Here is a 21,543-nt window from a genome sequence, read left to right as displayed (position 1 = left end):
TAGATGCTTTTTCAAGGCCCAACGTCCAGAAAGGCGGGGTTATGAGCAAGCTGCTGCGGCTTGCCGCGCCAAGACCCACTCCACCAGGGTGCGCACCCCATAACCGGTGGCCCCTTTGTTGTTGTAGCCTGCATCCTTCTCTGTCCAAACGGGGCCTGCTATATCCAGGTGGGCCCAAGGGGTTTTCTCCACAAACTGCTTCAGGAACAGGGCAGCGGTGATGGATCCCCCTGAGCGGGGACCAGTGTTTTTCATGTCGGCCACAATGGAGCTGAGACCCTCGAAGTAGCCTTCCTCCAGCGGCAGGCGCCAGATTTTTTCGCCGGAAAGATTGGCAGCCTGCTGTAGCTCCTGGGCCAGCGTCTCATCTGGGGTGAACAAGCCGGCAATTTCTTCCCCCAGAGCAATCACACAAGCACCGGTCAGGGTAGCCAGATCGAGGATGGCATCAACGCCCAGCTTTTCCGCAAACACCAGGGCATCTGCCAAGGTGAGGCGGCCTTCTGCATCGGTGTTGTTGACCTCAATGGTCTTCTGGTTAGAAGCGGTGAGGATATCCCCTGGGTGGATGGCATGGCCGCTGATCATGTTTTCCGTGGCAGCGACGATGAAGTGCAGCTCCACTTGCGGCTTGAGGGCGGCTAGGGCCCGTGCAGCTCCCAAAACTGCCGCTGCTCCCCCCATGTCGGTTTTCATCATGGCGATGCTGCGGGAGTCGGTTTTGATGTTCAGCCCACCGGAATCAAAGGTCAGCCCCTTGCCCACCAGGGCCAATTTGGTGACGGGATCCCCTTGTGGCGGCTTGTAGGTGAGGTGAATGAACTGGGGCGGCAGGTCAGAGGCTTTGGCCACACCCAAAAAAGCCCCCATCCCCAGAGCCTCGCATTCTTCCTGTCCCAAAATCTCCACCTCTAGACCATATTCCTGGGCCAGTTGGCGGGCGGTATCGGCCAGGGCAAGAGGAGTAACAATGTTGGCGGGGGCAGCCACCAATTCCCGAGCCAAGATGGTTCCTGCCGCCATCTCAATGGCCCGCTGCAGCGCGACTTCGTAATCGGGGCGAGCCTGGGCCAACCCCGGCACCAAGAGAGTTACTTCCTGCACAGAAAAGCTGTTTTCCTCTTCCCCTTTGGCTGAAGATTTAAACCGATTGTCCCGGTGCGCCACCAGTAGGCAGGCTTCGGCCACCGCCTGAACCCCACGCACCCGATCCAACCCCGTCTCCGGCAAAGACAGCATCACCTGCTTGGCTTTTAAGCTGTGAGCCTGGCGCAGGCCGTTGGCTGTGGCCCGTCGTAGGGCTTCTAGCGTTAGGGCGGCGGGATCCCCTAGCCCCACCAACACCAGTTTGCGGATCTCTCCTGTCAGGCGCAGGGCAACACTGCTATTCGGCTTCCCCTGAAACCCCTGCTCCTGAACGGTTTCCGCCACCAGCCCTGACCACGCCTTTTCATCCCAAGAGGCGATCTCAGGGGGCAGAGGAAAGCGGCCATTCCCGCCGGAAGCGGCAAAGCAATAGACCAGGGCACATTCCCCTTGAGTGAGTGGCGGCTCGCTAAGATGAAGCTGCATGAGAAACCCTTGACCAAGCTGTTGACATGGGATCCCCAGTCTATCCAATTTCGCCGGCTCTTAGGGCAAGGGATCCCCCCTCTAGTGGGCGGGCCGGAAGATCCCGAAGCAGGAAGTGTAGCCGTGTAAAAAGGTGGATCCCCCAACGGGGCCGATCTCACCATTGCAAAAGAACCCCCCCAAGGGCAGCTCTCCAAGCAATTCCCGAAACCGTTGCGAGTCAAAATCGGGAGTGCCGTACAGGCCCTTGCCTCGCCCCAAACAGGAGAACATCAACGCCCCACAAGGCTCCGGCCTCGGTTGAGAGGGGCTTTGCCTCAAGTTGCGCTCGGCACAATAGCGGCTGAGGGCCCAACGCAGATCTTCTGCCGAAGTCTGGGCATCCCGCAGATGAAATTGCACCGTCTGGCCAGGGCGCACCTGATCCCCGATGGCCAGCGCCCCCACGCGCGGATCAACGCCCAAGATTACGCGAATGAGGAAATCTCCCGGCGTCGGCTCCGACTTGAACTCATCCATCAGCAGGCCGATGAAGAGAGAGTGGCGGGCCAATCGCTGATCCACGGGACTGAGCCGCTCTGCCAAGTCCTGCAAAACCGTTAGAGGAGGGCGACCCTCCAAGCCAAGAATCACATTCCCCTCTGCTTCCGTCACCCGCAAGGGATCCCCAATGGGGCGACACCCCTGGGCCACCACTGCATCCAGCACCACATTGCCGTAGAGCGCTAGCCCCACTGTGCCCTCTCGATACAGCTCCCGCCGAGGTGTGAGGGTACGCGCATCCAGCAAAAACAGAGCATTGCCCCGAGGGCCGCGGCCCCCACTGGCCAATCCCCCCACTTTGACGGATCCCGGATAGGCGAAATCCAACCCCTGCAGCAACTCTGAGATGCCAGAGGAAAATCCATCGGCCAAGAGCAGAAAATGAGGCTTGCTCTGCGGCGAAACCCCAACACAATCGACCCAGGCAGAAGGAGCCGCATCCAAGTCTGGCAATTGGTTCCCCCGCAGATGAAAAGGATGCAGCACCACCTCCGGCATGACCGCCAAAGACAAGGAGAGAGCCGGGCCATCCTCAATTTCATGCCCGCCACCCACAATGCCACCCCCGGAGCAGCCGATCAAAACGTCCACCTCCAGCAGCCCCGACAGCAATGGCAACACCCGGATGTATTCGCTGGCAAAGGCCGCCGACACAAACAAAACCCCCAGGTTGGGCCGCAGAGGCTGAGAGGGAACATACCCTGTCAGCAGCCCCGGCAAGCTGCCGGATCCCACCGTCTGCACCTGCCGACTCAAGGCACTTTTCAGCTGGGCCGCCTGAAGCTTGGCCTTGGCTTCCTCCACCACCTGCCGCAGAGCCGCTTCTAGGGAAGGGAGCTGGGAGAGCGCGTTCACCCACTGCATCGGCGTGTTCCTACGGTCTGGAGTTTGCTGTTTTTAGGCTAGCAATTTATGGCCAGGCTGGCTGTTCTGTGTAGTCTCGCTTTGGGACAGGATCAGGGCAGATAGGGCCGGGGATCCACAGGCGCGCCCCCGCCGGGGCGGACTTCAAAGTGCAGATGCGGCCCTGTGCTCCAGCCAGTGCTGCCGCGGCTCATGATTGTCTGCCCCTGCTGCACGTACTGGCCTGTGGAAACGTAAATCTGATGGCCGTGGGCATAGCGAGTAACAATTCCGTTGGGATGGCGAATGTCCACTCGATTGCCGTAGCCATCCCCAGCATTCCCCGCGAAGATCACCACTCCCTCCTGAACGGCTACAATGGGGGATCCCACGGGGCCAGGAATATCTACCCCTGCATGAAGGCGACCGCGACGGTAGCCAAAGCCAGAGGTAATTTGCCCGGAGACCGGCCAGACAAACCCACTGCTGCGAACCTGGGGAGGGGCTGGAGGGGGCGCTGGCGGAGCCTGTCGGGCGGGAGCTGGGGTGGGCTGCGTACCCGGCGCCGGAATCGTAAGGCGTTGGCCAATGCGCAGCCAGTGGGGATTGCGCAAGTTGTTGGCTTGAATAATGGATCGCTGAGTTACCCCATAGCGGGCGGCGATCCGTTCGATGGTGTCACCGGCTCCAACTGTGTGGGTCAGGGATCCACCGGCCAAGAGGGCCTGCCGTTCTTGTTCCATTTGCTGGGCCCGGCGTTGCTGCTCCGCCTGTAATCGAGCTTGGGCTTCGGCTTGGCGTTGGGCTTCCTCCTCTTGCTGGCGGCGCTCTTCCTCTTCGCGAGCTTTCTGGGCAGCGATCATCTCCTTCTGACGCTGGATCAACTCGCCCACATCGCCGGGGATGAGCAGGCGTTGGCCAATGCGCAGATATTCCGGGCGATCCAGAGGAGTCGCTTCGATAATCCGCTGCTGGGGAACTCGGTAGCGGTTGGCAATGTCCTCCAGCGTGTCTCCCTGCTTGACGGTGTAGATCAATCCCGGTTGGCTGGGGATGAGGAGAACTTGCCCCGGCTTCAGCTCAGTACTGGCCTGAATACCATTGGAGACGGTGATGGCAGCCGCGTCGAGCTGATACATCTGGGTCAGTTGCCAGAGGGTTTCCCCCGGCTGAATTTCATGCTCCAGAATGCCTCTGGGCCCTTCTCCTGTCGGGATTCGCCCTTCTGCGAAGGCTTGGCGCAGCTGCTCCTTTTTCCGCTCGTAGTTTTGCTGCAGAGCGCCAGATAGCGTATGCACAGAGGGAGGGATCGGCTCTACCGCCGGAGATAGGGGGCGATTCAACTGTCGCTGCTGTAGGGTAGCGACTCCGGCCAAGCCCAGCATCAGCAAAAGACCAGTGGCCCAAGCCGGATATTCCCGACGCGCAGGAGCAGAATCCCCCGGCTCTGGATGGGCTGTCTCAGGCTCGGTTGGGCACCTGGGGGTGGCCGGCAGCTGCTCTTCCCCAGCTTCTGCGCAGGGATCCGCCTCCAGCTTCAGAAGCCATACCAGGCCCGTTAAGCTGAGAGAGAGGGCCAAACCAACCCATCTTGGCTTCGACCGCCCAGAGAGAGGGGCTGGAGCCCACTCCAGAAGATAGGCTTCCTCGGCAGATGAATCCGCAGAAGTCCAGGACTGTTCTGAAGGGATCCCTGCCGAGCCCTTTGGGGGTGGGGGGGAAAGGGTGCTCACGGCAGCACCGCGGAAATCCAGCTCCCCGTTTTGGGGATTGGGGAAAGTGGGTTTTAAAGGCATCCTCACACCAACAGGCTGACACTAGAGTGCAAGAGAAGAAGATGTCAAAATGAGGGGCATAAGCCCCTCGGCACCGAGCACCCCAGGGGTGACTCAAGCCGGGGTGGAGCTCGCTAATGAACAGGCTAGCTCGCACTCAGGTTAGAGTACCGTAGTTAACAAATCTAGACAAGTCTTGGCAGGTAATTTCAGCCACAATGCTTGCCTCACAATGGTTCCAGCCCTTGGCTCGTTGAGATTTTGTCGAGCCTCATCCGATTCAAGACAAAGTGCGCCATCGTCTTTTTTTGGAAGACAAAGCCTGTTTTGCTGTAGCTGAAACTACAAACTAGGGATACCCATGGATTTGGTTGTCTATAACACATTGACTCGCCGCAAGGAAGTGTTTCAGCCGCTGGCAGCAGGTGGATCTCAATCCGTTTCCGTCGGCAATTCCCAGGGATCCGCAGCTCCGGTTGCGGGGGAGAAGCCCCTGGTGCGGATGTATGTCTGTGGTGTAACGGTTTACGACCTCTGCCACCTCGGCCATGCGCGTACCTACGTGGTTTGGGACATGGTGCGTCGCTACTTGGAGTGGCGCGGCTACCGAGTGAAGTATGTGCAGAATTTTACCGATGTGGACGACAAGATCCTCAAGCGGGCGTTGGAACGTGGCGAATCCATGCAAGCGGTGGCGGAGCGCTTCATCGCCGAATATTTCCAGGACATGGATCGCCTGAACATCAAGCGGGCCGATCTCTACCCGAGGGCAACGCAATCGCTGCAAGCCATGTTCCAGTTGATCCAATCTTTGGAGCTCAAAGGCTTTGCCTACCGGGTACGGGATCCGATTCGACACCAGACCGACCAGTCTTCCCTCCGGCAAGCGGGACACCAGCCAGAGACCCCCGCCTCTGTTCAGTACTCTGTTTACTACTCTGTCCGCAAGTTCCCGGATTACGGCCAGCTATCCGGTCGAAAACTGGAGGAGATGGAGGCGGGAGCCAGTGGCCGGGTAGGAGAAGAAGGAGCTGAGAAACAGGATCCCTTCGACTTTGCCCTTTGGAAAGCGGCCCCCCCTTCTGAGCCGGGGTTTGCCTCCCCTTGGGGTTGGGGACGACCGGGCTGGCACATCGAATGTTCCGCCATGGTGCGGGAGACCCTGGGAGATCACATCGACATTCACGCCGGCGGGGCAGATTTGATTTTCCCCCACCACGAAAATGAGCTGGCCCAATCGGAGCCAATCACCGGCAAGCCGATGGCCAAGTACTGGATGCACAACGGTTTTCTCAACATCAACGGCGAGAAAATGTCCAAATCTTTGGGCAACTTCACCACCCTGCGACAGGCCCTCGCCGTCTATCACCCCATGGCCTTGCGGCTGTTTCTGTTGCAGACCCACTACCGTAGCCCCATAGATCTCACCGAGGCAGCCATGCAGGCGGCTAGCCGTGGCTGGGAAACCCTCCAGAAAGGGATCCACTGTGCCCAGCACTTCTGCAAAGAAGAAAAGGGATCCCCTGATGCTGAGGCCATGCAAGCCTTTCAAGCTGCTATGGACGATGATTTTGGCACCCCTGAAGCGCTGGCTATCGCCTTTGAATTGGCCAAAGAACTCACCCGCGAACACAACCTGCTCACCCATCAAGGCCAAACCCACCTAGAGCCTCAGGCCCTGAGGCAAAAAAGCGCCGCTCTGCTGGAGATTTTGGCTACTCTGGGATTCTGTTGGCCCTCATTCTCTGAATTCGAGGGATCCAAAGAAGCAGCTACAAATGGGGAACTTAACTTTAAAAAAATCGAGGAGCTGATCGCGCAGCGCTCGGCAGCCCGTAAGGCGAAAAACTTTTCAGAGGCAGATCGCATTCGGGATCAGTTGAAAGCCCTGGGCATCACCCTCATCGATCAAAAAGATGGCACCACCCGTTGGCTGCGAGAATAGGGGTTGCGGAGCACTTCTCAGACCTATAGTCACTTCAAGTCAAGAGTGAAACTGTCCCGTTGCCTTGCTTCCCAGCTTTTCTCTTCCTTGGGCCGGGGGTGGTTGCGGAAGCGGCGCAGAGCAGTCGGGAAGTGTCTCAACCTAACTTGTAACCATAAAAGTGAGCCCGTTGGTTGGGCTGTCACTTTCAGGCTATGACTTGTAAGATCTTTCCAAGAAATCCAAGGCGTGATTCCTCAGTTCGTGATAGGTTTTCATCTCGCGCAAATCATGACGACTGGGGCGTGGACGCGGCAGGTTGACATTTAAAATCTCGGCAATCCGGGCCTTGGGGCCATTGCTCATCAAAACAATTCTGTCTGACATATAGACGGCCTCATCGACATCGTGGGTAATCATGATAACAGCCTGGCGGTGTGTTTCCCAAATACCCAAAACCTCTTCCTGAAGTCGGCGTCGAGTGAGGGCATCCAAAGCTCCAAATGGCTCATCCATGAGCAATAACTTTGGCCGAATTGCTAAAGCCCGAGCAATTCCTACCCGCTGTTTCATCCCCCCAGAAATTTGATCGGGATATTTGTCGGCAGCCGCCTCCAGATGAACCAAGCGGATGTGCTCTTCGGTGATCTGCCGCCGCTCTTGACGGGATTTGGTTTTGAGCACCTCATCCACCGCAAGCTGAATGTTGTCCCGCACCGTTAGCCACGGCAACAATGAATATTGTTGAAATACCATCATCCGCTCGGCTCCCGGCTTGCGAATCGGCTTGCCCTCTAGGGTCAGGGATCCCTCCGTTGGTTGCTCTAGCCCTGCCACCAGTTTGAGCAAGGTGGATTTACCGCAGCCGGAATGTCCAACAATCGAGACATATTCAGTTTCACCTACGGTGAGATCAATGCCATCGAGCACCACCAAATCCTGCCCACGCGGATTCCGATAAGTTTTCACCACCCCTCGGATATCTAAGAAAGTATCTGATTTGGTTTGGAGACTTAAGCCCTGAGTAGCAGAAACTGGGTAATCCATGAAAAACCTCTCCTGATCGATCAATCAACATTGACAAGTAAGCCACGGGTCTGAACAAGATATAGCTTTTCCAATAGATCCCCATTGCAAGAAACGGGCAGCCGGAAAAGATTGAGGTGGATAAAGATTTGGATTCGATTGAGTTGACTTATCTTTTGGCTGTTGCAAAGTCGATCGTAAAAAAGAGAAAATGATAATAACTGCTGGCCTCTCATGGCAAAATCTCCGGTGGTAGAAAATTACAGGAAACATTCATAGGTTAAAGGCTGGGTTTTGTGAAAAAGGCTTGGCAAATGATGCTTGCAGAGCTTATCCCCTAAGCTGTTTTGTGGCTTTATCGAGAATGGGGTTTGTTAGACATCAGGATCGGCCTCCATAAGCTGTAGTGCGTATCCCCGGAAAAAACTGTAAAGGACGATTGGCGCGGATTTCGAAGCTATTGAGGTAACCCACGGGATCGCCGGGATCAAAGGCTTTGCCATCGATAAATACCTCCTCTGGCTCCACCTTAAAATCCTCAGCAGGGCAAGGGATCCCCATTTCAGCGGCGATCTCCCGATACAGATCGGTGCGCCATGCTCGCCGGATCTGCTCCTCCACATCAGCAGGGATCTCGGCGATTTGGTTCCAACGGGCCGCTTGAGTGACCAGCCAGAGTCCCTGAGATTGCCACAGAAACGTGGAGTGATCATGCTCTGGGTGAGGTAGATCCTCAGGCATCCGAAAAAACAAGGTACTGTCTGGCATCTGGCGAGTCCGGTCTTGCCCATCAAAGCCGCCATAGTTGTAGTTCCCCACAATGGCAGGTCTGGTGTAGCGCAGGGGAGCACCTGTGTAGGCGCGGGCCGAAATCAACTCCGCCACCTCCTCCCGGTGGTCATCGCAATACCGACAGGCTTCGATCATCGCCATCACCAACGAGCGGTAGGTGCGGGGGTTCTCCTCGATAAAGCTCTCCATCACCGCCAATACTCGGTCGGGATGTCCACGCCAGATCTCTTTGCCGTGGGCGAAGGTGAACCCCACTCCCTCATTGCCCGCAATGGCACGGGTATTCCACGGCTCTGCCACCATGTAAGCTTGCATGGATCCAATGCGGATATGAGTCACCATCTGTGGCGGGGGAATGATAATGATGCGGAACTCGGCCATGGGATCGATCCCGGCTGCCCCTGCCAGATAGCGAATGAAGTACTCGTAGATGGCGGAACTGAGCACTGTTGCCCACAGTCGCCGCTCGACGGGCAAGCTCTGGAAATACCCACGAAAATCCCGTCCGAAGAACTCCAGATCGCCGTCGTATTCATACCAAGGTCGTAAGCCGTAGTCCCACATAGCGCGGTTCATGGTCATGGCGTTGCCATGGCGATGAATGGTCATGGCCGCACACAGGGGAACCCGCCGCGCCCCTTCTGCCCCTAGGCGGGCATTGGTCACTGCTCCCGCCACCACCGGTGAGGCGTCCAAGCGTCCGAAGATCACCCCATCGCGAGAGTTGGCCCAACTGGACTCGCGGCTCAAGCGCACATTCAACCCATATTTGCGAAAGAAACCTTTCTCATAGGCCACGGCAAAGGGCGCACAATCGTTGACCGGCACATAGCCCACCGTTAAATTGGGTTTTTCCAGGGATCCAGGATCCACCACCGGCTCGATATCGGCAGCCTCCACGGCTCTGTATCCTTTGGCCGCTAGGATCCCGGCCCCCACAGCCCCCAAGCCCTGCAAGACTTTTCGGCGGAAATACAGTTTTGCACCACCTTCGGCCAGAACTTTCATGAAAAACCCTCCGATGGATAAGTCTGGTCAGGCAAGCGTCGCGTAGCAGAGATGGAGCAATGTGCAGATCTGACAAACAAACTGATCTAGGTCTGAAAATTTCTAAGAGCGAAGCTCATTATTGACATCAAGAAGAACCGAAAAAGAGAAAATCACCCGGCTTTAGGTCTGGGTTGCCGGTCGGTGGGTCACCCAGGTTTGAATTCGTCGCAAAGCCAGATCCAGCACCAGCCCCGTTGCTCCAATCAGCAACACCGACAGGAACACCGCGCTCAAATTGAGACGGTTCCATTCATCCCAGACAAAAAATCCAATGCCAATGCCGCCGGTCAGCATTTCGACAGCCACAATGACCAACCAAGCAATACCCAAGCTGATGCGCAAGCCCGTAAAGATGTAGGGTAGGGCGGCAGGCCAGATGATCTTGAGGATCCGTCGCCAACGGGGCATCTCCAGCACCAGCGCCACATCCAGATAGTCCTGAGGCACACTGGCCACCCCCAAGGCCGTATTGATGAGAGTTGGCCACAGAGAGGTGATGAATATCACGAAAATGGCTGCGGGATCCGCCGAATTAAAAATAGACAGGGCAATGGGCAGCCAGGCTAGCGGAGAAACCGGCCTCAAAATCTGGACAATTGGGTTAAACATCGCCATTGCCGATGGCGACATTCCAATCCAAAACCCCATAGGAATGGCCACCACTGCGCCCAGCAAAAAGCCAATCAAAACTCGCCGCAAACTCGCCAATAAGAGCCAGCCAACGCCCAAATCGCCCGGCCCACGCCGATAAAATGGATGAAGAATGTAGTCGAGATTGTCAACAAAGGCTTGTGGCGGAGTGGGCACCAACTCACTGCGAAAAAGAGCGACAACCCACCAAATTGCCAGTAGCAGGGCAAATCCGGCCATTGGCAAAATGACCTGTTCTCGCCAAACGTACCTTTGGATCCAAAAACTTCCCCTGCGACCGATAGCCACAAGTTGAGAGCGGTTCTGCATGTTGTTTGGTAAGGTGAGGAGAAGTGGGAAGAGTAAGCTAAGCAGCCGCCAGAGGGGGGTAGAAAGTGCCGATGGCAACCCTCAACCCCTTGGAAGGCATCCAGTCGATGTACGCAAAATCCCTCTAGGGCAGACGTACAGCTCTGTAGCCACCTCTTAGTGCCGACGGGGTTAGCTGACGGGCTAGAGCTAAGAGATGCTCTCCCTGGCGTTTGCTCAGAGTAAGCCCCCGAAATGGTTCCCCCGCTCTTGTTCAAAAACTGAACAGGATTAGGCTGGCCAACATGGCTAGATGCTATCAGGGCTGATTCTCGATGTCAAGGCAATGCAATTTTATCCAATTTTATCAATATATGTATATGCAATGTATATGCAAACCTGCTGTGGCAAGTCTCTCGGCTAAGGCTTCCAAGAGCCTCAATCCTCCAGTTGCTTAGCGCAGAGTTTGCAACTCTGAGCCCGAAGCCGTTTTTGAGTAGAACGCACGCATTTCTGTAAACCACTCCAACCGCGAGAGATCCCAGGTGTAGAACATGTGTCCGCCGCGATAATGACGTAGGGTGAGGTTGGCCTTCAACCGCGGATCCAACTTCATCAAATCCACCAGGTGATTCGAGGCAAAGTAGGGCGTGACCAGGTCGTAAAAGCCATGATGAATGCTCACCCGCATGTGGGGGTTGAGGGCCATGCTGCTGCGCAGCTCGTCCATTGCCCCGATGAATCCTTGCTTAAACTCTCCTTTTGGGGTGAACCGCCAGGACTTGAACACCTCCAGGTTCAGTAGGTGATAGGTCAACTCCGTTTCTACTTGCAAGGTCTCCCGCAAGTGGCTGTTGATGGCCGCCGTGAACAAGCGATCTAGCCCATCCAAGGTGGGATCGGATCCCTCAAAGGTAGGCCGATCCGGAAAGGGATCCACCGTGGTTACAGAAGCATCGTAAAGCCCCAGCACCAGTCGCTGCGACCGCAACAGCTCGCGGGCAAAACTGGCGATATCGATCCGCCCGCCTTTGTGGGCCACATACTCTGGAGATAAGCCGATCCCTGCCGCCATCTCCTGATACACCGCTTGCCGTTCTGCCTCTGGCATCGCCTCTCCCATAGCCAAGAGGGGCAGCAGACGTTGCCGGGCAAAGCGTTCTGCTTTGGGCAGCAGGATCTGCAAATCCTCCCCCCAGCCACACCGTCCATGATGAGCTGCTGTAGCTACGTAGGAAGGGAAAAGCGTTGCCCAAGTGCTGAGGTTGTAATCGTTGGTCTCCAGCAACCCAAACTCTAGTGCAGGCGAGATGAGAATGGCCCCCGACAAGCCTACGCCAAACTTGGATTGCAGCTCCTTGGCCAGCCGCGCCACCCGAAACCCACCGTAGCTTTCGCCGGCAATGAAAATGGGGGAAAGCCAGCGTTTGTATCGGGAAAGGAAGCCCTGAATGAACTCGCCCAAGGATTGCAAATCCCGTTCCACATCCCAGAAGGGTGATTCCTTAGGAGGCTCCTCCGCCTTGGCATCCGGCTGAGGGGGTTTGGCCGCCGGATCGGATTTCTCCCGGGAATCTTTGGCGTCTTGAGAATCCTTGGGCAGGGCGCGGCTGAACCCCGTCCCCACCGGATCGACAAAGACCAGATCGGAAAAGAGCAGCCAGCTTTCGGCATTGTCCACCAGCCGCACCGGAGAGGGAGGCAAACTGCCATTGGGCCCGAAGCCAATCCGTTTGGGCCCCAGCGCTCCCATGTGCAGGTAGGCAGAGGCTGCCCCAGGCCCACCGTTGAACACAAAAGTGAGAGGGCGGTGCTGGGCAGCAGAGTCTTGCTTCAGATAGGCGACGTGAAAGATCTCGGCCACCGGCTTTTCCCGCTGAAAAAGGGTCTGCCAACCGGCCAGCGCTTGGTAGGTGAAGCTTTCCTCTCCAGCCGTAAACCTGTGCTCAGTGGAGGAGAGGGGGGGAGTGGGCTTGGATTCAGTAGCCATGAAATGAAAACAGGGATCGGCAACTTGATCCCCAGTGAATCACAAGTCGCCGACCATCAACACCTCCAAATGGAACCTCACAGCGTCAGCGGAGCTTCCAAGGTCAGATTGAAAGATTGGCCGGGGCGCAGCACCACCACCTGGGGAGCGGTAACATTGCCCACCACCACTCCGGTCACGGCGCCTCCTAAGACATTGCCCACCGAGACTCCGCCCGTGATCGCCCCCAAAATGGCCCCTGCGGCTGCCCCAATGGCTGCATCTTGAGCAATGGCCTCAGCCGAATACTGACGGGGATCCTTTTCGTCGTGGAGGATGTTGGAGGAAGCCCGCAGGCTGTAGGTACGACCGCCGAGAACAATGGAAGTGCCGACAAAGCGGGATCCGCCCGGTGCAGGTTCCATCTGTCCAAAAATGCGGCTACCCGCCGGGATCACCAAGCGCCCCTGGCTGTCAAAAATGTTCTGAGTAACGGCCACTTCCAGGGGATAGACGGTGTCGGGATAAAAGTATTGCGGCCCTTCGCTACTCAGGCTGCCGACCGGGATAATCGTCCCCTGCTCAAGGCGGTAGGCACCCAATTCAAAAAGCGGCTGAGCCGAACTGGGCAAGGGGGCCAACGCAGGGATCCCGGCCAGGCCAAGAATGGCTGCTGTTAAGATAGCTTTCATGAGTAGAGTCTCCAATGCTTCTCCAAGTTCTGCCGAGTTCTGAGCAGTTGCCTGAAGCTATTCCAAGTCAATTTGCTTCCTTGTCTCAGCTTCTCTCCATTTCTAGGTTATCGAATCCTTCCTAGGGCTTGTTTTCTCCCACAAGTCGATTTGTTTTCAACTGTTGGCAGTTTGGGTGGCCATCCTGCAGCACAACTTCTCTCAGAAATGCTGGAAGGCTTGTTGACGGCTGAGGGCCTGCCCGTCCTTCAGCCAGACGGTTCCCTGCGGATCCCAGCCTGTCACTTCTCCAATCCAAACGGCCCCTGGCAATTCTTCCAACAGATGCTTGGCCACTGACACCTCGGCACTGAGGAGCAGCTCAAAATCTTCGCCCCCATAAAGCGCCCACTCCCAGGCTTGGGCCGGGAAAGCCTGCCGCAAAGCTTCTGAAATCGGGATCCGCTCCACCTCGATCCTCGCCGCCACCCCGCTGGCCTGACACACCTGCACCAGGGCATCTGCCAAACCGTCGCTGGTATCCATACCGGCAATGCGCAAGGGATCCGGGATCCCTTCCAAGAGGGGCACCAGATCCAGGCGCGGGCGTGGGTATTGGTGAGCCCTGATCAACTGCTCGCGCTCGGCTGCCGTGGCTGAGGATCCCTGTTCAGGATGGAGAAGCAGCTCCAAGCCTGCCCGCGCATCTCCGTGGGGCCCTGTTACCACCAGCCAATCGCCGGGTTGAGCCCGTCTGCGCTGAATGGCCCGCCCCGGCTGCACCGATCCCAGGGCCGTGATCGCCACGAACCGATGCGGCGACCGACACAGATCCCCTCCCACCAGTTGGCATTCCCAGCGGGCGCAACAGTCCCGCATCCCTTGATAAAGCTCCTCCACCCAAGCAACCGGTGTGGAGCCCGGCAAGCCCAAACCCACCACCAACGCCTGCGGACGGGATCCCATCGCGGCCAGATCCGACAGATTGGCGGCCACCGCGCGCCAGCCCACCGCATGGGCCGGGGTCGTCAGATCGCTGAAGTGAACTCCCTCCACCAACACATCGGTTGTCACCACCAACTGCCCCTCCGGAGCAGCTAACACCGCCGCATCGTCTCCCACCACCTGGGCCGGACAGTAGCGCTGCACGATCTGCAGCAGCCCTGCCTCCCCAATTGCCGAGATGGGTAGGGGGGAAGGATTGCCGTTTTGTGGGGAAGAACTGTCAGAAAGACCGGAGAACAAGACAGACCTCTGAGGGTAGCGAGGATAACACAGCTGCAAGATCTGGTGGATGCTGGAGTCTTGTTGGATATTTCCAAGGATCCCGCCTGCACGCCACAGGCAAGCTGGAGAATTCTACCCCGCCGCCCGCTGTCCAATCAGGGCATAGAAGGGATCCCCGCCTCCGCCTGCCCAAAAGCCCAGCCAACCTATAGGGGCAGGCCGCTGGATCACCTTCACCACCGCAAACCCTGGCACCGACTCAAAATAGCGCCTGACCAACTCCACTCGCCCCGCCTCAGAGTTGTCCCGCCAAGCCTGGATCGCCTTCTGGAAAAACATGCGATTGGAGAAGCTGACGATGAACAGGCCCTGGAGCTTTAGGATGCGATACACCTCGGCAAACACCTGCTCTGGCTGCTGCAGATATTGCACCGAGACCGTGTTTAGCACCGCGTCGAAGGATTGATCAGGGAAGGGCAGAACTGGGTTTTGGTTCAAGTTTTGGATGAAGAAGTGATCCAGCCGGGGGTTGGCCGCCAGTTCCTCAGGGTTCATCCCATGCCCCTCCACATGGGCAAACTCCATCTCAGGTGGCAAATGGGAGACCCAACTGCTCATCAGATCGAGAATGCGGGTCTGGGGCCGCAAATGCTCGCGGTATAGATCGGTGAGCTGGCCGATGAAGCCAGAATCCACATGAGTCACGAAGCGAGGATAGCTGTAAAAGAGGGCATCGTCGCTGGGATCCAACTTGGAGCGCTGCCAATCCTTGAGCACCACCATGGCCAAACGGTTGCAAATCTTAATCAAAGCTAACATTTTGGAAGCTTCGGAAAAGGGGTGGGCGTGATACCTTAGCAGAGCAACAGTGGCCATTTCGCGAAGGACTCTTTGCCGTGATGTCTGTGTCTCACCCCTCTTCAGCGGCTCCTTCTTCTTCTGGGTCTAACTTTGGCCTGCGGGAGTACGTAACCGAACTGCAGCTCCACATGGCTCTGCAGGCTCGCAGCCTTACTCCTTCTCTCAGCGTTTCCCCAGCCCAGGACAGCCCCCTGGCTCTGGTGCAGCAGGCACAGGCGGCTATGGAGAAGTCCGCTTCCCGCCGATGGCTTTGAGGGGCACAGCCTGGGCAGAGAGGCTCAGGCCAAACTTTTGCGCAACACCCCCTGCACCAGCAGAACCGACACTACGACAAACCCCGTCAAGAGGCCCAGGGATCCCGCCAGGGTGAGATCGCCCCAGGGAGCCTGCAGCACCACATCGGCCCAGCTCCAGCTATCGCTGCGGTAGACATGGCGAATGGGCTCGATGGCAAAGGTGAGGGGGTTGAGGCTGGCCACCCAACGCAGCCAGGTGGGCATAAAGCTCAGGGGAGCCAAGGCCGTGCTGGAAAAGATCAGGGGCAAGTTGACCAAAAAGATGAAAGCCAGCAATTGCTGGTGCCCCGGCATGGCAAAGGCCAAGCCCAAGCTCAGGGCCGTGAAGCCCAAGACCAACAGGCCCACGATCAAGGCCACCACCGCCAAGCCTGGCCCGTCGGGGATCCCGGCCCCAAGGGCGTAGTCTGCCCCCACAATGACTGCCGTCTGCAGCAACGCCAAGCTGACGATAAACAGGCTAGAAGCAAGAACAATGGAAAAACGAGAGGTGAGGGGAGCCACCAACAACCGGTTCAAAAAGCCAAATTCTCGGTCGAAAATCACCGGCACTCCGGCATTCAAGGCTCCACCAAAAGCCGTAAACACGATGACTCCCGCCCCCAAAAACTGGGTGTAGTTTTGTCCGGCCCCGAAAATGCCGGCAGGAGCATTCTGAAACAAGGCTCCAAATAGAATCAGCCAGAGCAACGGCTGGATAATGCCAACCAGCAAGGTTGTGGGGCGACGCTGCAGTTGGATAAACAAGCGGCGGGTGAGGGCGAAGGTTTCCTGCCAAAAGTCAGCCGTCAAAAGGGGGATCGGGTTAGATTGAACCGGGGAAGAGGCAGAGGTCATACCCAAGCTCCTGTAGAGTTGTGATCAATGAATGTGTGATGAATGAATGCAGTATCTAATCCATCAACCAATACAACCAATAAAGATATGCCTTTGTACAGGGATCAATGGGGCTCGATCATGAGGGGATGAAGTTACTTTTTCTTTTTGCCCAGATTGGCCTCGGCAGCGGCCAGCTCCGCATCCATGAGGGTTTGCCCGGTTGCCGCCAAATACACATCATCCAAGCTGGGACGAGACTGGGTGCTGCTGAACACCTCTAGCCCATGAGCCTGCAAGTGGGCGCGAATCTGGCTGAGGGGATCCTCTCCATTCCGCTGCACCACCAGGTTCAGAGCGTTGCCCTGGGCGCTGTTGATCACCACCTTCTGGACGAAGGGCAGGGATCCCAGCAGTTGGGCACCCCGTTGGGCCAGTTCCGCCGGGGCAAATTCCTGCAGCTTGACGGTGATGCGCTCGCCGCCGACGCGGGTTTTGAGCTCCTCGGGGGTTCCCTCGGCGATCACCTTGCCCCGGTCGATGATGGCCACCCGATCCGCCAGCAGGTCGATCTCCTCCAGGTAATGGCTGCTGAGCACCACCGTGATCCCTGTGTTCTTGAGTTGGCGCAGAAAATCCCAGATGGCCAACCGACTGGGAATGTCCAGGCCCACCGTGGGCTCGTCCAAGACCAGCACCTGGGGTTGATGGAGCAGTCCTGCCGCCAGATCCAAGCGTTTGCGCAGCCCGCCGGAGTAGGTACCGATGCGCTGGTCGGCACGGTCGGTCAGCCCCAGCAGCTCCAGGACGGCAGCGATTCGCTCTTGAGCCAAGGGGCGAGGCAGGTGGTGGAGATCGGCCTGCAACTGCAACAATTCTCGCCCGGTCAGCACCTTATCCAAAGCCACCTCTTGGGCGACAAACCCCAGTTTTTCTCGTACCGCTTTGGGGTTTTCGCTGGCTGGGATCCCGTACACCTCTATCCGGCCCGCATCGGGACGAAGCAAGGTGCAAAGGCAATGCAAAGTGGTGGTCTTGCCGGCCCCATTGGGGCCGAGAATGCCGTAGATCTGGCCGGGTTCCACCTGAAACGAGACGTCCGCCACGGCCACTGTGGATCCGTAGCGCTTTTGAAGTTGCTCTACCAAGACCGCAGGAGTATCTGACATGGGTATCCACATCTCGCTTCCTCTAGGCTATCAAGCCTGTTCGGGAGATGAGGCCAGGGATCGCCACCATTTCTTGCTCGTTGCCGCCAGCCCCCTAGGGATGGTGGGAGCTGAACCGAGGCTCACGGTATAGTGGTTCAGGCGAATCCGATGAGTGCAGAGGGATCCCCGCCCATCCTCAACTCAGTCCGGTTGGGTTTAACCCTCGCCAAGGTGTCTGTTGTGGAGAGGAGATGAATGCTGAAGCCAAAGCGTGCCTCTTGTGGGGGCTCGGATTCCCCCACCGCAAAAGGTTGCCCTGCTGTAGCTTATATAACTTTGGCGCTCTTGGCGCTCAGCTTGGTCGGTTGCGGCGAGGGAACCACTCCCCTGGGCCCACTGGAAAATGTCTTTCTGCGGGCAGATGATTTTGAAATTACAGGGGGATCCCCGGCAGCGGGCGCAGTGGGGCCTTACCTACAGTTCAACATGCGGCGGCAACGGGATAACCAAATCCTAAATCGCCCCCTCAATGTCTATGTGGACAACGCCGGGCTGGCAGAGAGGCGGAATCCCCCTCTGGATAACCAAAACCGCCCCATCCTCTTACAGCGCTCGGTGGCCTTTTTGGGCAATGGCCTGGATTTGAACAGAGATGGCCAGCCGGATCTGCCCCCCAAAGAACCCCCCAGCTTCACCAGTGGCCCGCTGCTGCCCTACGCCCCGCCCAATCAGTGGCAAAGTCGGGCTGCCCTTGCCTATGTTCCCGGACAAGCCAATATCCCCGGACGGGGCCCCAGCGACCGCTTTGGCATCTATTTTTCTTCCATCCTGCCCTACACCGGGCAGCTTCGCTTCCGCGCCCGCGACGAGCTGGGCAATGCCTTTGCCCGCACCTTTGAGGTCACCTATCCGGCAGCAGCCAGCCGTGCCACGGTCACCGTCACCTTGGCCAACCTCACCGCCACTGCCCAAGAGCCGGTTCTCATTGCCATTTGTAACCAGTTGGGAGCTGCTGCCGTGGTGGGCCTGCGGAGTGGCACGTTCACCGAGCTGGTGGATCTCCTGCCGGCCCCAGAGCTGCCGGTGGATCCCATCTTGAGCGAGCCCATCCGCTATGTGGCCGAGGCTTATCAATTGAACCGCGATCGAGCCGTGATCCGCGTCTCCCAAAATCCCGCCGATCCCAGCCGCATGAGCGTTCCTCTACTGGGATCCGAAGGGGCAACCGGTCGGGCAGATCTGACGCTGGTGAACTCCGCAGGGGATCGGCTGACTTGCTTCAACGATCGGCTTTCGGATCTGCGGGATACGTTTTCTGACTTTTTCAGATAGCGATTGATCGCAGTTCTCCACAGAGCCAGTTGGCCGTGAGCTGGCGCCTATGCCTCGGTTTTCTCAGATCGTCTCAAAGTCTGCCGGAGAAGCCTGCAGAAGAAGCTCGAAAAATCTGTTCATAGTGAGCCTTTTTGAACTCTACTTCGCTGCTTCCTTCCGCTGGAACATTCTGTTGCCTTACTGGCAAAATCCGGCCCTAACTTGGGGCTGCCCCCTTTTCCTGTCGGATTGGAGTGCGATATGCTGGTTTTCCACCTCTAAAAGCGTGATTTATTCCAAACTGTTTTGACTCCTATGAATCCCCATCGCTCTCAGGTCTCGGTTCCTATCCTGCAGGAAAACTGGCACTTTCAAGAGCGGGATGCTTGCGGGGTCGGCTTTTTGGTGGATCAGCGGGGAAGAGCCAGCCACGACCTCTTGCAGAAAACCCTTCAGGCTCTCACCTGTATGGAGCATCGGGGTGGCTGTGGCGGCGACGGCCAGAGCGGCGATGGGGCGGGCATTGCGACGGCGATCCCCTGGTCGCTGTTGCAAGCAGAAATGGAAGAAATTCGAGCTTTGGATCCCGCTTACAGCGCGGTGGGGATGGTCTTTTTGCCTCAGGATCCCGCTGAGTGCCAGGCGGTGCAGCAGGTGATCGATGAATACTTGGCCACCACCGACTGGCAGCGGGTGGCTTGGCGGCAGGTGCCGGTCAATCCCGATTGCCTGGGGCCGATGGCGCGGCAGACCATGCCCTCTATCTGGCAGTTGATCCTTGCCCATCCCAGCCTGAGCGGAGATACCCTGGAGCAGCAGCTTTATCTGTTGCGGCGGCGCATTCGGCGGCGGGTGGAGGCTCAGTTTGGCTTTTATGCCCTGTACTTTGCCTCTTTGTCCTGCCGGGTCATCGTTTACAAAGGCATGGTGCAATCGGCGGTTCTGGGCCGGTTTTATCGAGATCTGCAAAACCCCCTCTACACCACTGCCTACGCCACTTACCATCGCCGCTTCAGCACCAACACCCTGCCGCGTTGGTCCCTGGCCCAGCCTTTTCGCTACCTTTGCCACAACGGCGAGATCAACACCTACCTGGGCAATGTCAACTGGATGGCCGCCCGCGAACAGACCCTTTCCCATCCCCGCTGGGGTACAGCGGTCGAGGATCTGAAGCCGATTATTGACCCCGGCACCAGCGACTCGGCGGGCCTGGACGCCGTGTTTGAGCTGTTGATTCAGTCCGGCTACTCCACTCAGCAGGCGATGATGGTGCTGATCCCGGAAGCCTATCGCAACCAGCCGGAGCTTCAGGATCACCCGGAAGTGGTGGATTTCTACGAGTTCTTCGGCGGCCTGCAGGAGCCCTGGGATGGCCCAGCGATGGTGGTTTTCTGCGATGGCAAAACCATCGGCGCCACCTTGGATCGGAATGGATTGCGTCCCGCCCGCTATGCGATCACCCGCGATGGGCTGCTGGCGGTGGGCTCAGAAGCCGGGGTGGTTGCCCTGCCGGAGACCGACATTTTGGAAAAAGGGCGGCTAGGCCCGGGGCAAATGCTGACGGTGGATCTGCAGAGCGGGCACATCTGCAAAAACTGGGAGATCAAAACCCAGGTGGCGGCCCAACACCCCTACGGCGAGTGGCTCAAAGCCCATCGCGTTCAGCTCAGCACCCAGGGCTTTGAAAATACCCCTCACCTCTCGGAAGAACAACTGCTCCAAGCCCAAACTGCCTTCGGCTACTCCTCGGAAGATGTGGAGATGATCATTGAGGAGATGGCGGCTACGGGCAAGGAGCCCACCTTCAGCATGGGGGATGATGCGCCGCTGGCTGTGCTGTCCACCCAGCCTCATCCCCTCTACGACTATTTCAAGCAGCGCTTTGCCCAGGTCACCAACCCCGCCATCGATCCCCTGCGGGAGAGCTTGGTGATGTCTTTGGATGTGTATCTGGGATCCAAGGGCAACCTGCTGGAGATCCGGCCTGAGCATGCCCGCCTGTTGCAGTTGCGCAGCCCGGTGCTCAACGAAGCGGAGCTGGCTGCCCTACAGCACACTCCTTTCCCCTACCACACGCTCCCGATTCTCTACCCGGTGGCTGCTGGCCCAGAAGGACTGGCAGCCCAAGTACGGGCCCTTTGCCAGCAGGCGGCCCAGGCGGTGCGGGGGGGAGCTGAGATCTTGATTCTCTCGGATCGCGGCCTCAATGCCGAGCAGGCTCTGATCCCACCTCTGTTGGCAGTGGGCGCTATCCATCATCACCTCATCCAGGAAGGGCTGCGCCTGCAGACCTCTCTGGTGGTGGAGACTGCCCAATGCTGGAGCACCCATCACTTTGCCTGCTTGATCGGCTATGGGGCCAGCGCCGTTTGTCCTTATCTGGCCTATGAAGCTGTGCGGCAGTGGTGGCACAAGCCCAAGACACAAACCCAGATGGCCACCGGCAAGTTGCCCCAGCTTTCCCTGGCCGAGGTGCAACTGAAGTACCGCGCCGCCATTGAGGCAGGGCTGCTCAAGATTCTCTCCAAAATGGGCATTTCTCTGCTCTCCAGCTACCACGGGGCGCAGATTTTCGAGGCCATTGGCCTGAGCCAAGAGGTGATCGACCTGGCCTTCCGCGGCACGGTGTCGCGGGTGGGGGGCATGACGCTGGCAGATCTGGCCCGCGAGGGCATGGTGAATCACCAGCGGGCCTTCCCCGAACTCACCTCGAAAAAGCTGGAGAACTTTGGCTTTATCCAGGCGCGGCCCAAAGGCGAATACCACATCAACAG

At 57.9% G+C, this 21,543-nt stretch carries 16 protein-coding genes and 1 riboswitch; of the genes, 4 read left to right on the top strand and 12 right to left on the bottom strand.

Annotated elements, in window-relative coordinates:
• Positions 1-39: 39 nt before the first annotated feature.
• The 3 genes from NW849_RS06935 to NW849_RS06925 all read right to left on the bottom strand — a co-directional run bounded on the left by NW849_RS06935 (position 40) and on the right by NW849_RS06925 (position 4,754).
• Positions 40-1,572, bottom strand: coding sequence for a leucyl aminopeptidase (locus tag NW849_RS06935; protein ID WP_414356823.1), 1,533 nt, complete (start codon positions 1,570-1,572; stop codon positions 40-42).
• An 81-nt stretch (positions 1,573-1,653) separates the two neighbouring features.
• On the bottom strand, positions 1,654-2,979 hold the full coding sequence (locus tag NW849_RS06930) for an FIST N-terminal domain-containing protein (RefSeq protein WP_414356822.1): 1,326 nt from the start codon (positions 2,977-2,979) through the stop codon (positions 1,654-1,656).
• Between the two features lie 92 nt (positions 2,980-3,071).
• Positions 3,072-4,754 carry a LysM peptidoglycan-binding domain-containing protein gene (locus NW849_RS06925; protein WP_414356821.1) on the bottom strand — a complete coding sequence of 561 codons (1,683 nt, stop codon included), beginning with the start codon at positions 4,752-4,754 and terminating at the stop codon, positions 3,072-3,074.
• A 340-nt stretch (positions 4,755-5,094) separates the two neighbouring features.
• On the opposite strand from NW849_RS06925, the gene cysS reads away from it, so the two are divergent.
• Entirely contained in the window at positions 5,095-6,678 is a 1,584-nt protein-coding gene (gene cysS, locus NW849_RS06920) for a cysteine--tRNA ligase (protein WP_414356819.1), read from the top strand.
• A gap of 192 nt (positions 6,679-6,870) precedes the next feature.
• On the opposite strand, the gene NW849_RS06915 is transcribed toward cysS, so the two are convergent.
• From NW849_RS06915 to NW849_RS06885, 7 genes are all read right to left on the bottom strand, one after another.
• Positions 6,871-7,704: an ABC transporter ATP-binding protein gene (locus NW849_RS06915; protein ID WP_414356827.1), complete on the bottom strand. Its 834-nt coding sequence runs from the start codon at positions 7,702-7,704 to the stop codon at positions 6,871-6,873.
• Between the two features lie 360 nt (positions 7,705-8,064).
• Complete coding sequence (locus NW849_RS06910) at positions 8,065-9,483, bottom strand: CmpA/NrtA family ABC transporter substrate-binding protein (RefSeq protein WP_414356818.1); 1,419 nt, start codon at positions 9,481-9,483, stop codon at positions 8,065-8,067.
• Positions 9,484-9,645: 162 nt separating this feature from the next.
• Positions 9,646-10,485, bottom strand: a complete 840-nt coding sequence (ntrB, locus tag NW849_RS06905; RefSeq protein WP_414356816.1) for a nitrate ABC transporter permease — start codon at positions 10,483-10,485, stop codon at positions 9,646-9,648.
• 145 nt (positions 10,486-10,630) lie between these two features.
• Positions 10,631-10,772, bottom strand: a riboswitch (cyclic di-AMP (ydaO/yuaA leader).
• A 146-nt stretch (positions 10,773-10,918) separates the two neighbouring features.
• On the bottom strand, positions 10,919-12,454 hold the full coding sequence (locus NW849_RS06900) for a S10 family peptidase (RefSeq protein ID WP_414356813.1): 1,536 nt from the start codon (positions 12,452-12,454) through the stop codon (positions 10,919-10,921).
• A 77-nt stretch (positions 12,455-12,531) separates the two neighbouring features.
• Positions 12,532-13,125, bottom strand: a complete 594-nt coding sequence (locus tag NW849_RS06895; RefSeq protein ID WP_414356811.1) for a hypothetical protein — start codon at positions 13,123-13,125, stop codon at positions 12,532-12,534.
• Positions 13,126-13,326: 201 nt separating this feature from the next.
• Complete coding sequence (gene thiL, locus NW849_RS06890; protein ID WP_414356809.1) at positions 13,327-14,349, bottom strand: thiamine-phosphate kinase; 1,023 nt, start codon at positions 14,347-14,349, stop codon at positions 13,327-13,329.
• A 114-nt stretch (positions 14,350-14,463) separates the two neighbouring features.
• A complete protein-coding gene (locus NW849_RS06885; RefSeq protein WP_414356825.1) occupies positions 14,464-15,114 on the bottom strand; it encodes a class I SAM-dependent methyltransferase in 651 nt (216 codons plus the stop codon).
• A 116-nt stretch (positions 15,115-15,230) separates the two neighbouring features.
• On the opposite strand from NW849_RS06885, the gene NW849_RS06880 reads away from it, so the two are divergent.
• Complete coding sequence (locus tag NW849_RS06880) at positions 15,231-15,446, top strand: hypothetical protein (protein WP_414356808.1); 216 nt, start codon at positions 15,231-15,233, stop codon at positions 15,444-15,446.
• Between the two features lie 24 nt (positions 15,447-15,470).
• Here the strand turns inward: NW849_RS06880 and NW849_RS06875 are convergent, their stop codons facing one another.
• Both NW849_RS06875 and NW849_RS06870 read right to left on the bottom strand, forming a co-directional pair.
• Positions 15,471-16,325: an ABC transporter permease gene (locus NW849_RS06875; protein ID WP_414356806.1), complete on the bottom strand. Its 855-nt coding sequence runs from the start codon at positions 16,323-16,325 to the stop codon at positions 15,471-15,473.
• A gap of 134 nt (positions 16,326-16,459) precedes the next feature.
• The gene (locus NW849_RS06870; RefSeq protein WP_202943698.1) at positions 16,460-17,473 is read right to left on the bottom strand and encodes an ATP-binding cassette domain-containing protein; all 1,014 of its coding nucleotides are present in this window, start codon (positions 17,471-17,473) and stop codon (positions 16,460-16,462) included.
• Positions 17,474-17,710: 237 nt separating this feature from the next.
• Here NW849_RS06870 and NW849_RS06865 point away from each other — a divergent pair, with 237 nt between their 5' ends.
• Positions 17,711-18,787 carry a hypothetical protein gene (locus NW849_RS06865; RefSeq protein ID WP_414356803.1) on the top strand — a complete coding sequence of 359 codons (1,077 nt, stop codon included), beginning with the start codon at positions 17,711-17,713 and terminating at the stop codon, positions 18,785-18,787.
• 297 nt (positions 18,788-19,084) lie between these two features.
• A partial coding sequence (locus tag NW849_RS06860) for a glutamate synthase central domain-containing protein (RefSeq protein ID WP_414356800.1) occupies positions 19,085-21,543 on the top strand: 2,459 nt, incomplete at its 3' end.

It is taken from the genome of Synechococcus sp. R55.3 (genome assembly GCF_047461975.1).
GTDB lineage: Bacteria > Cyanobacteriota > Cyanobacteriia > Thermostichales > Thermostichaceae > Thermostichus.
This window is presented reverse-complemented; position numbering and strand designations above follow the sequence as displayed.

Coding starts and splice junctions, on each gene's coding strand:
- NW849_RS06915 (WP_414356827.1), bottom strand. CDS start 7,704: ATGGATTACCCAGTTTCTGCTACTCAGGGCTTAAGTCTCCAAACCAAA.
- NW849_RS06875 (WP_414356806.1), bottom strand. CDS start 16,325: ATGACCTCTGCCTCTTCCCCGGTTCAATCTAACCCGATCCCCCTTTTG.
- NW849_RS06910 (WP_414356818.1), bottom strand. CDS start 9,483: ATGAAAGTTCTGGCCGAAGGTGGTGCAAAACTGTATTTCCGCCGAAAA.
- NW849_RS06930 (WP_414356822.1), bottom strand. CDS start 2,979: ATGCAGTGGGTGAACGCGCTCTCCCAGCTCCCTTCCCTAGAAGCGGCT.
- NW849_RS06895 (WP_414356811.1), bottom strand. CDS start 13,125: ATGAAAGCTATCTTAACAGCAGCCATTCTTGGCCTGGCCGGGATCCCT.
- NW849_RS06865 (WP_414356803.1), top strand. CDS start 17,711: ATGCTGAAGCCAAAGCGTGCCTCTTGTGGGGGCTCGGATTCCCCCACC.
- NW849_RS06935 (WP_414356823.1), bottom strand. CDS start 1,572: ATGCAGCTTCATCTTAGCGAGCCGCCACTCACTCAAGGGGAATGTGCC.
- ntrB (WP_414356816.1), bottom strand. CDS start 10,485: ATGCAGAACCGCTCTCAACTTGTGGCTATCGGTCGCAGGGGAAGTTTT.
- NW849_RS06885 (WP_414356825.1), bottom strand. CDS start 15,114: ATGGTGGTGCTCAAGGATTGGCAGCGCTCCAAGTTGGATCCCAGCGAC.
- NW849_RS06900 (WP_414356813.1), bottom strand. CDS start 12,454: ATGGCTACTGAATCCAAGCCCACTCCCCCCCTCTCCTCCACTGAGCAC.
- NW849_RS06880 (WP_414356808.1), top strand. CDS start 15,231: ATGTCTGTGTCTCACCCCTCTTCAGCGGCTCCTTCTTCTTCTGGGTCT.
- NW849_RS06925 (WP_414356821.1), bottom strand. CDS start 4,754: ATGCCTTTAAAACCCACTTTCCCCAATCCCCAAAACGGGGAGCTGGAT.
- cysS (WP_414356819.1), top strand. CDS start 5,095: ATGGATTTGGTTGTCTATAACACATTGACTCGCCGCAAGGAAGTGTTT.
- NW849_RS06870 (WP_202943698.1), bottom strand. CDS start 17,473: ATGTCAGATACTCCTGCGGTCTTGGTAGAGCAACTTCAAAAGCGCTAC.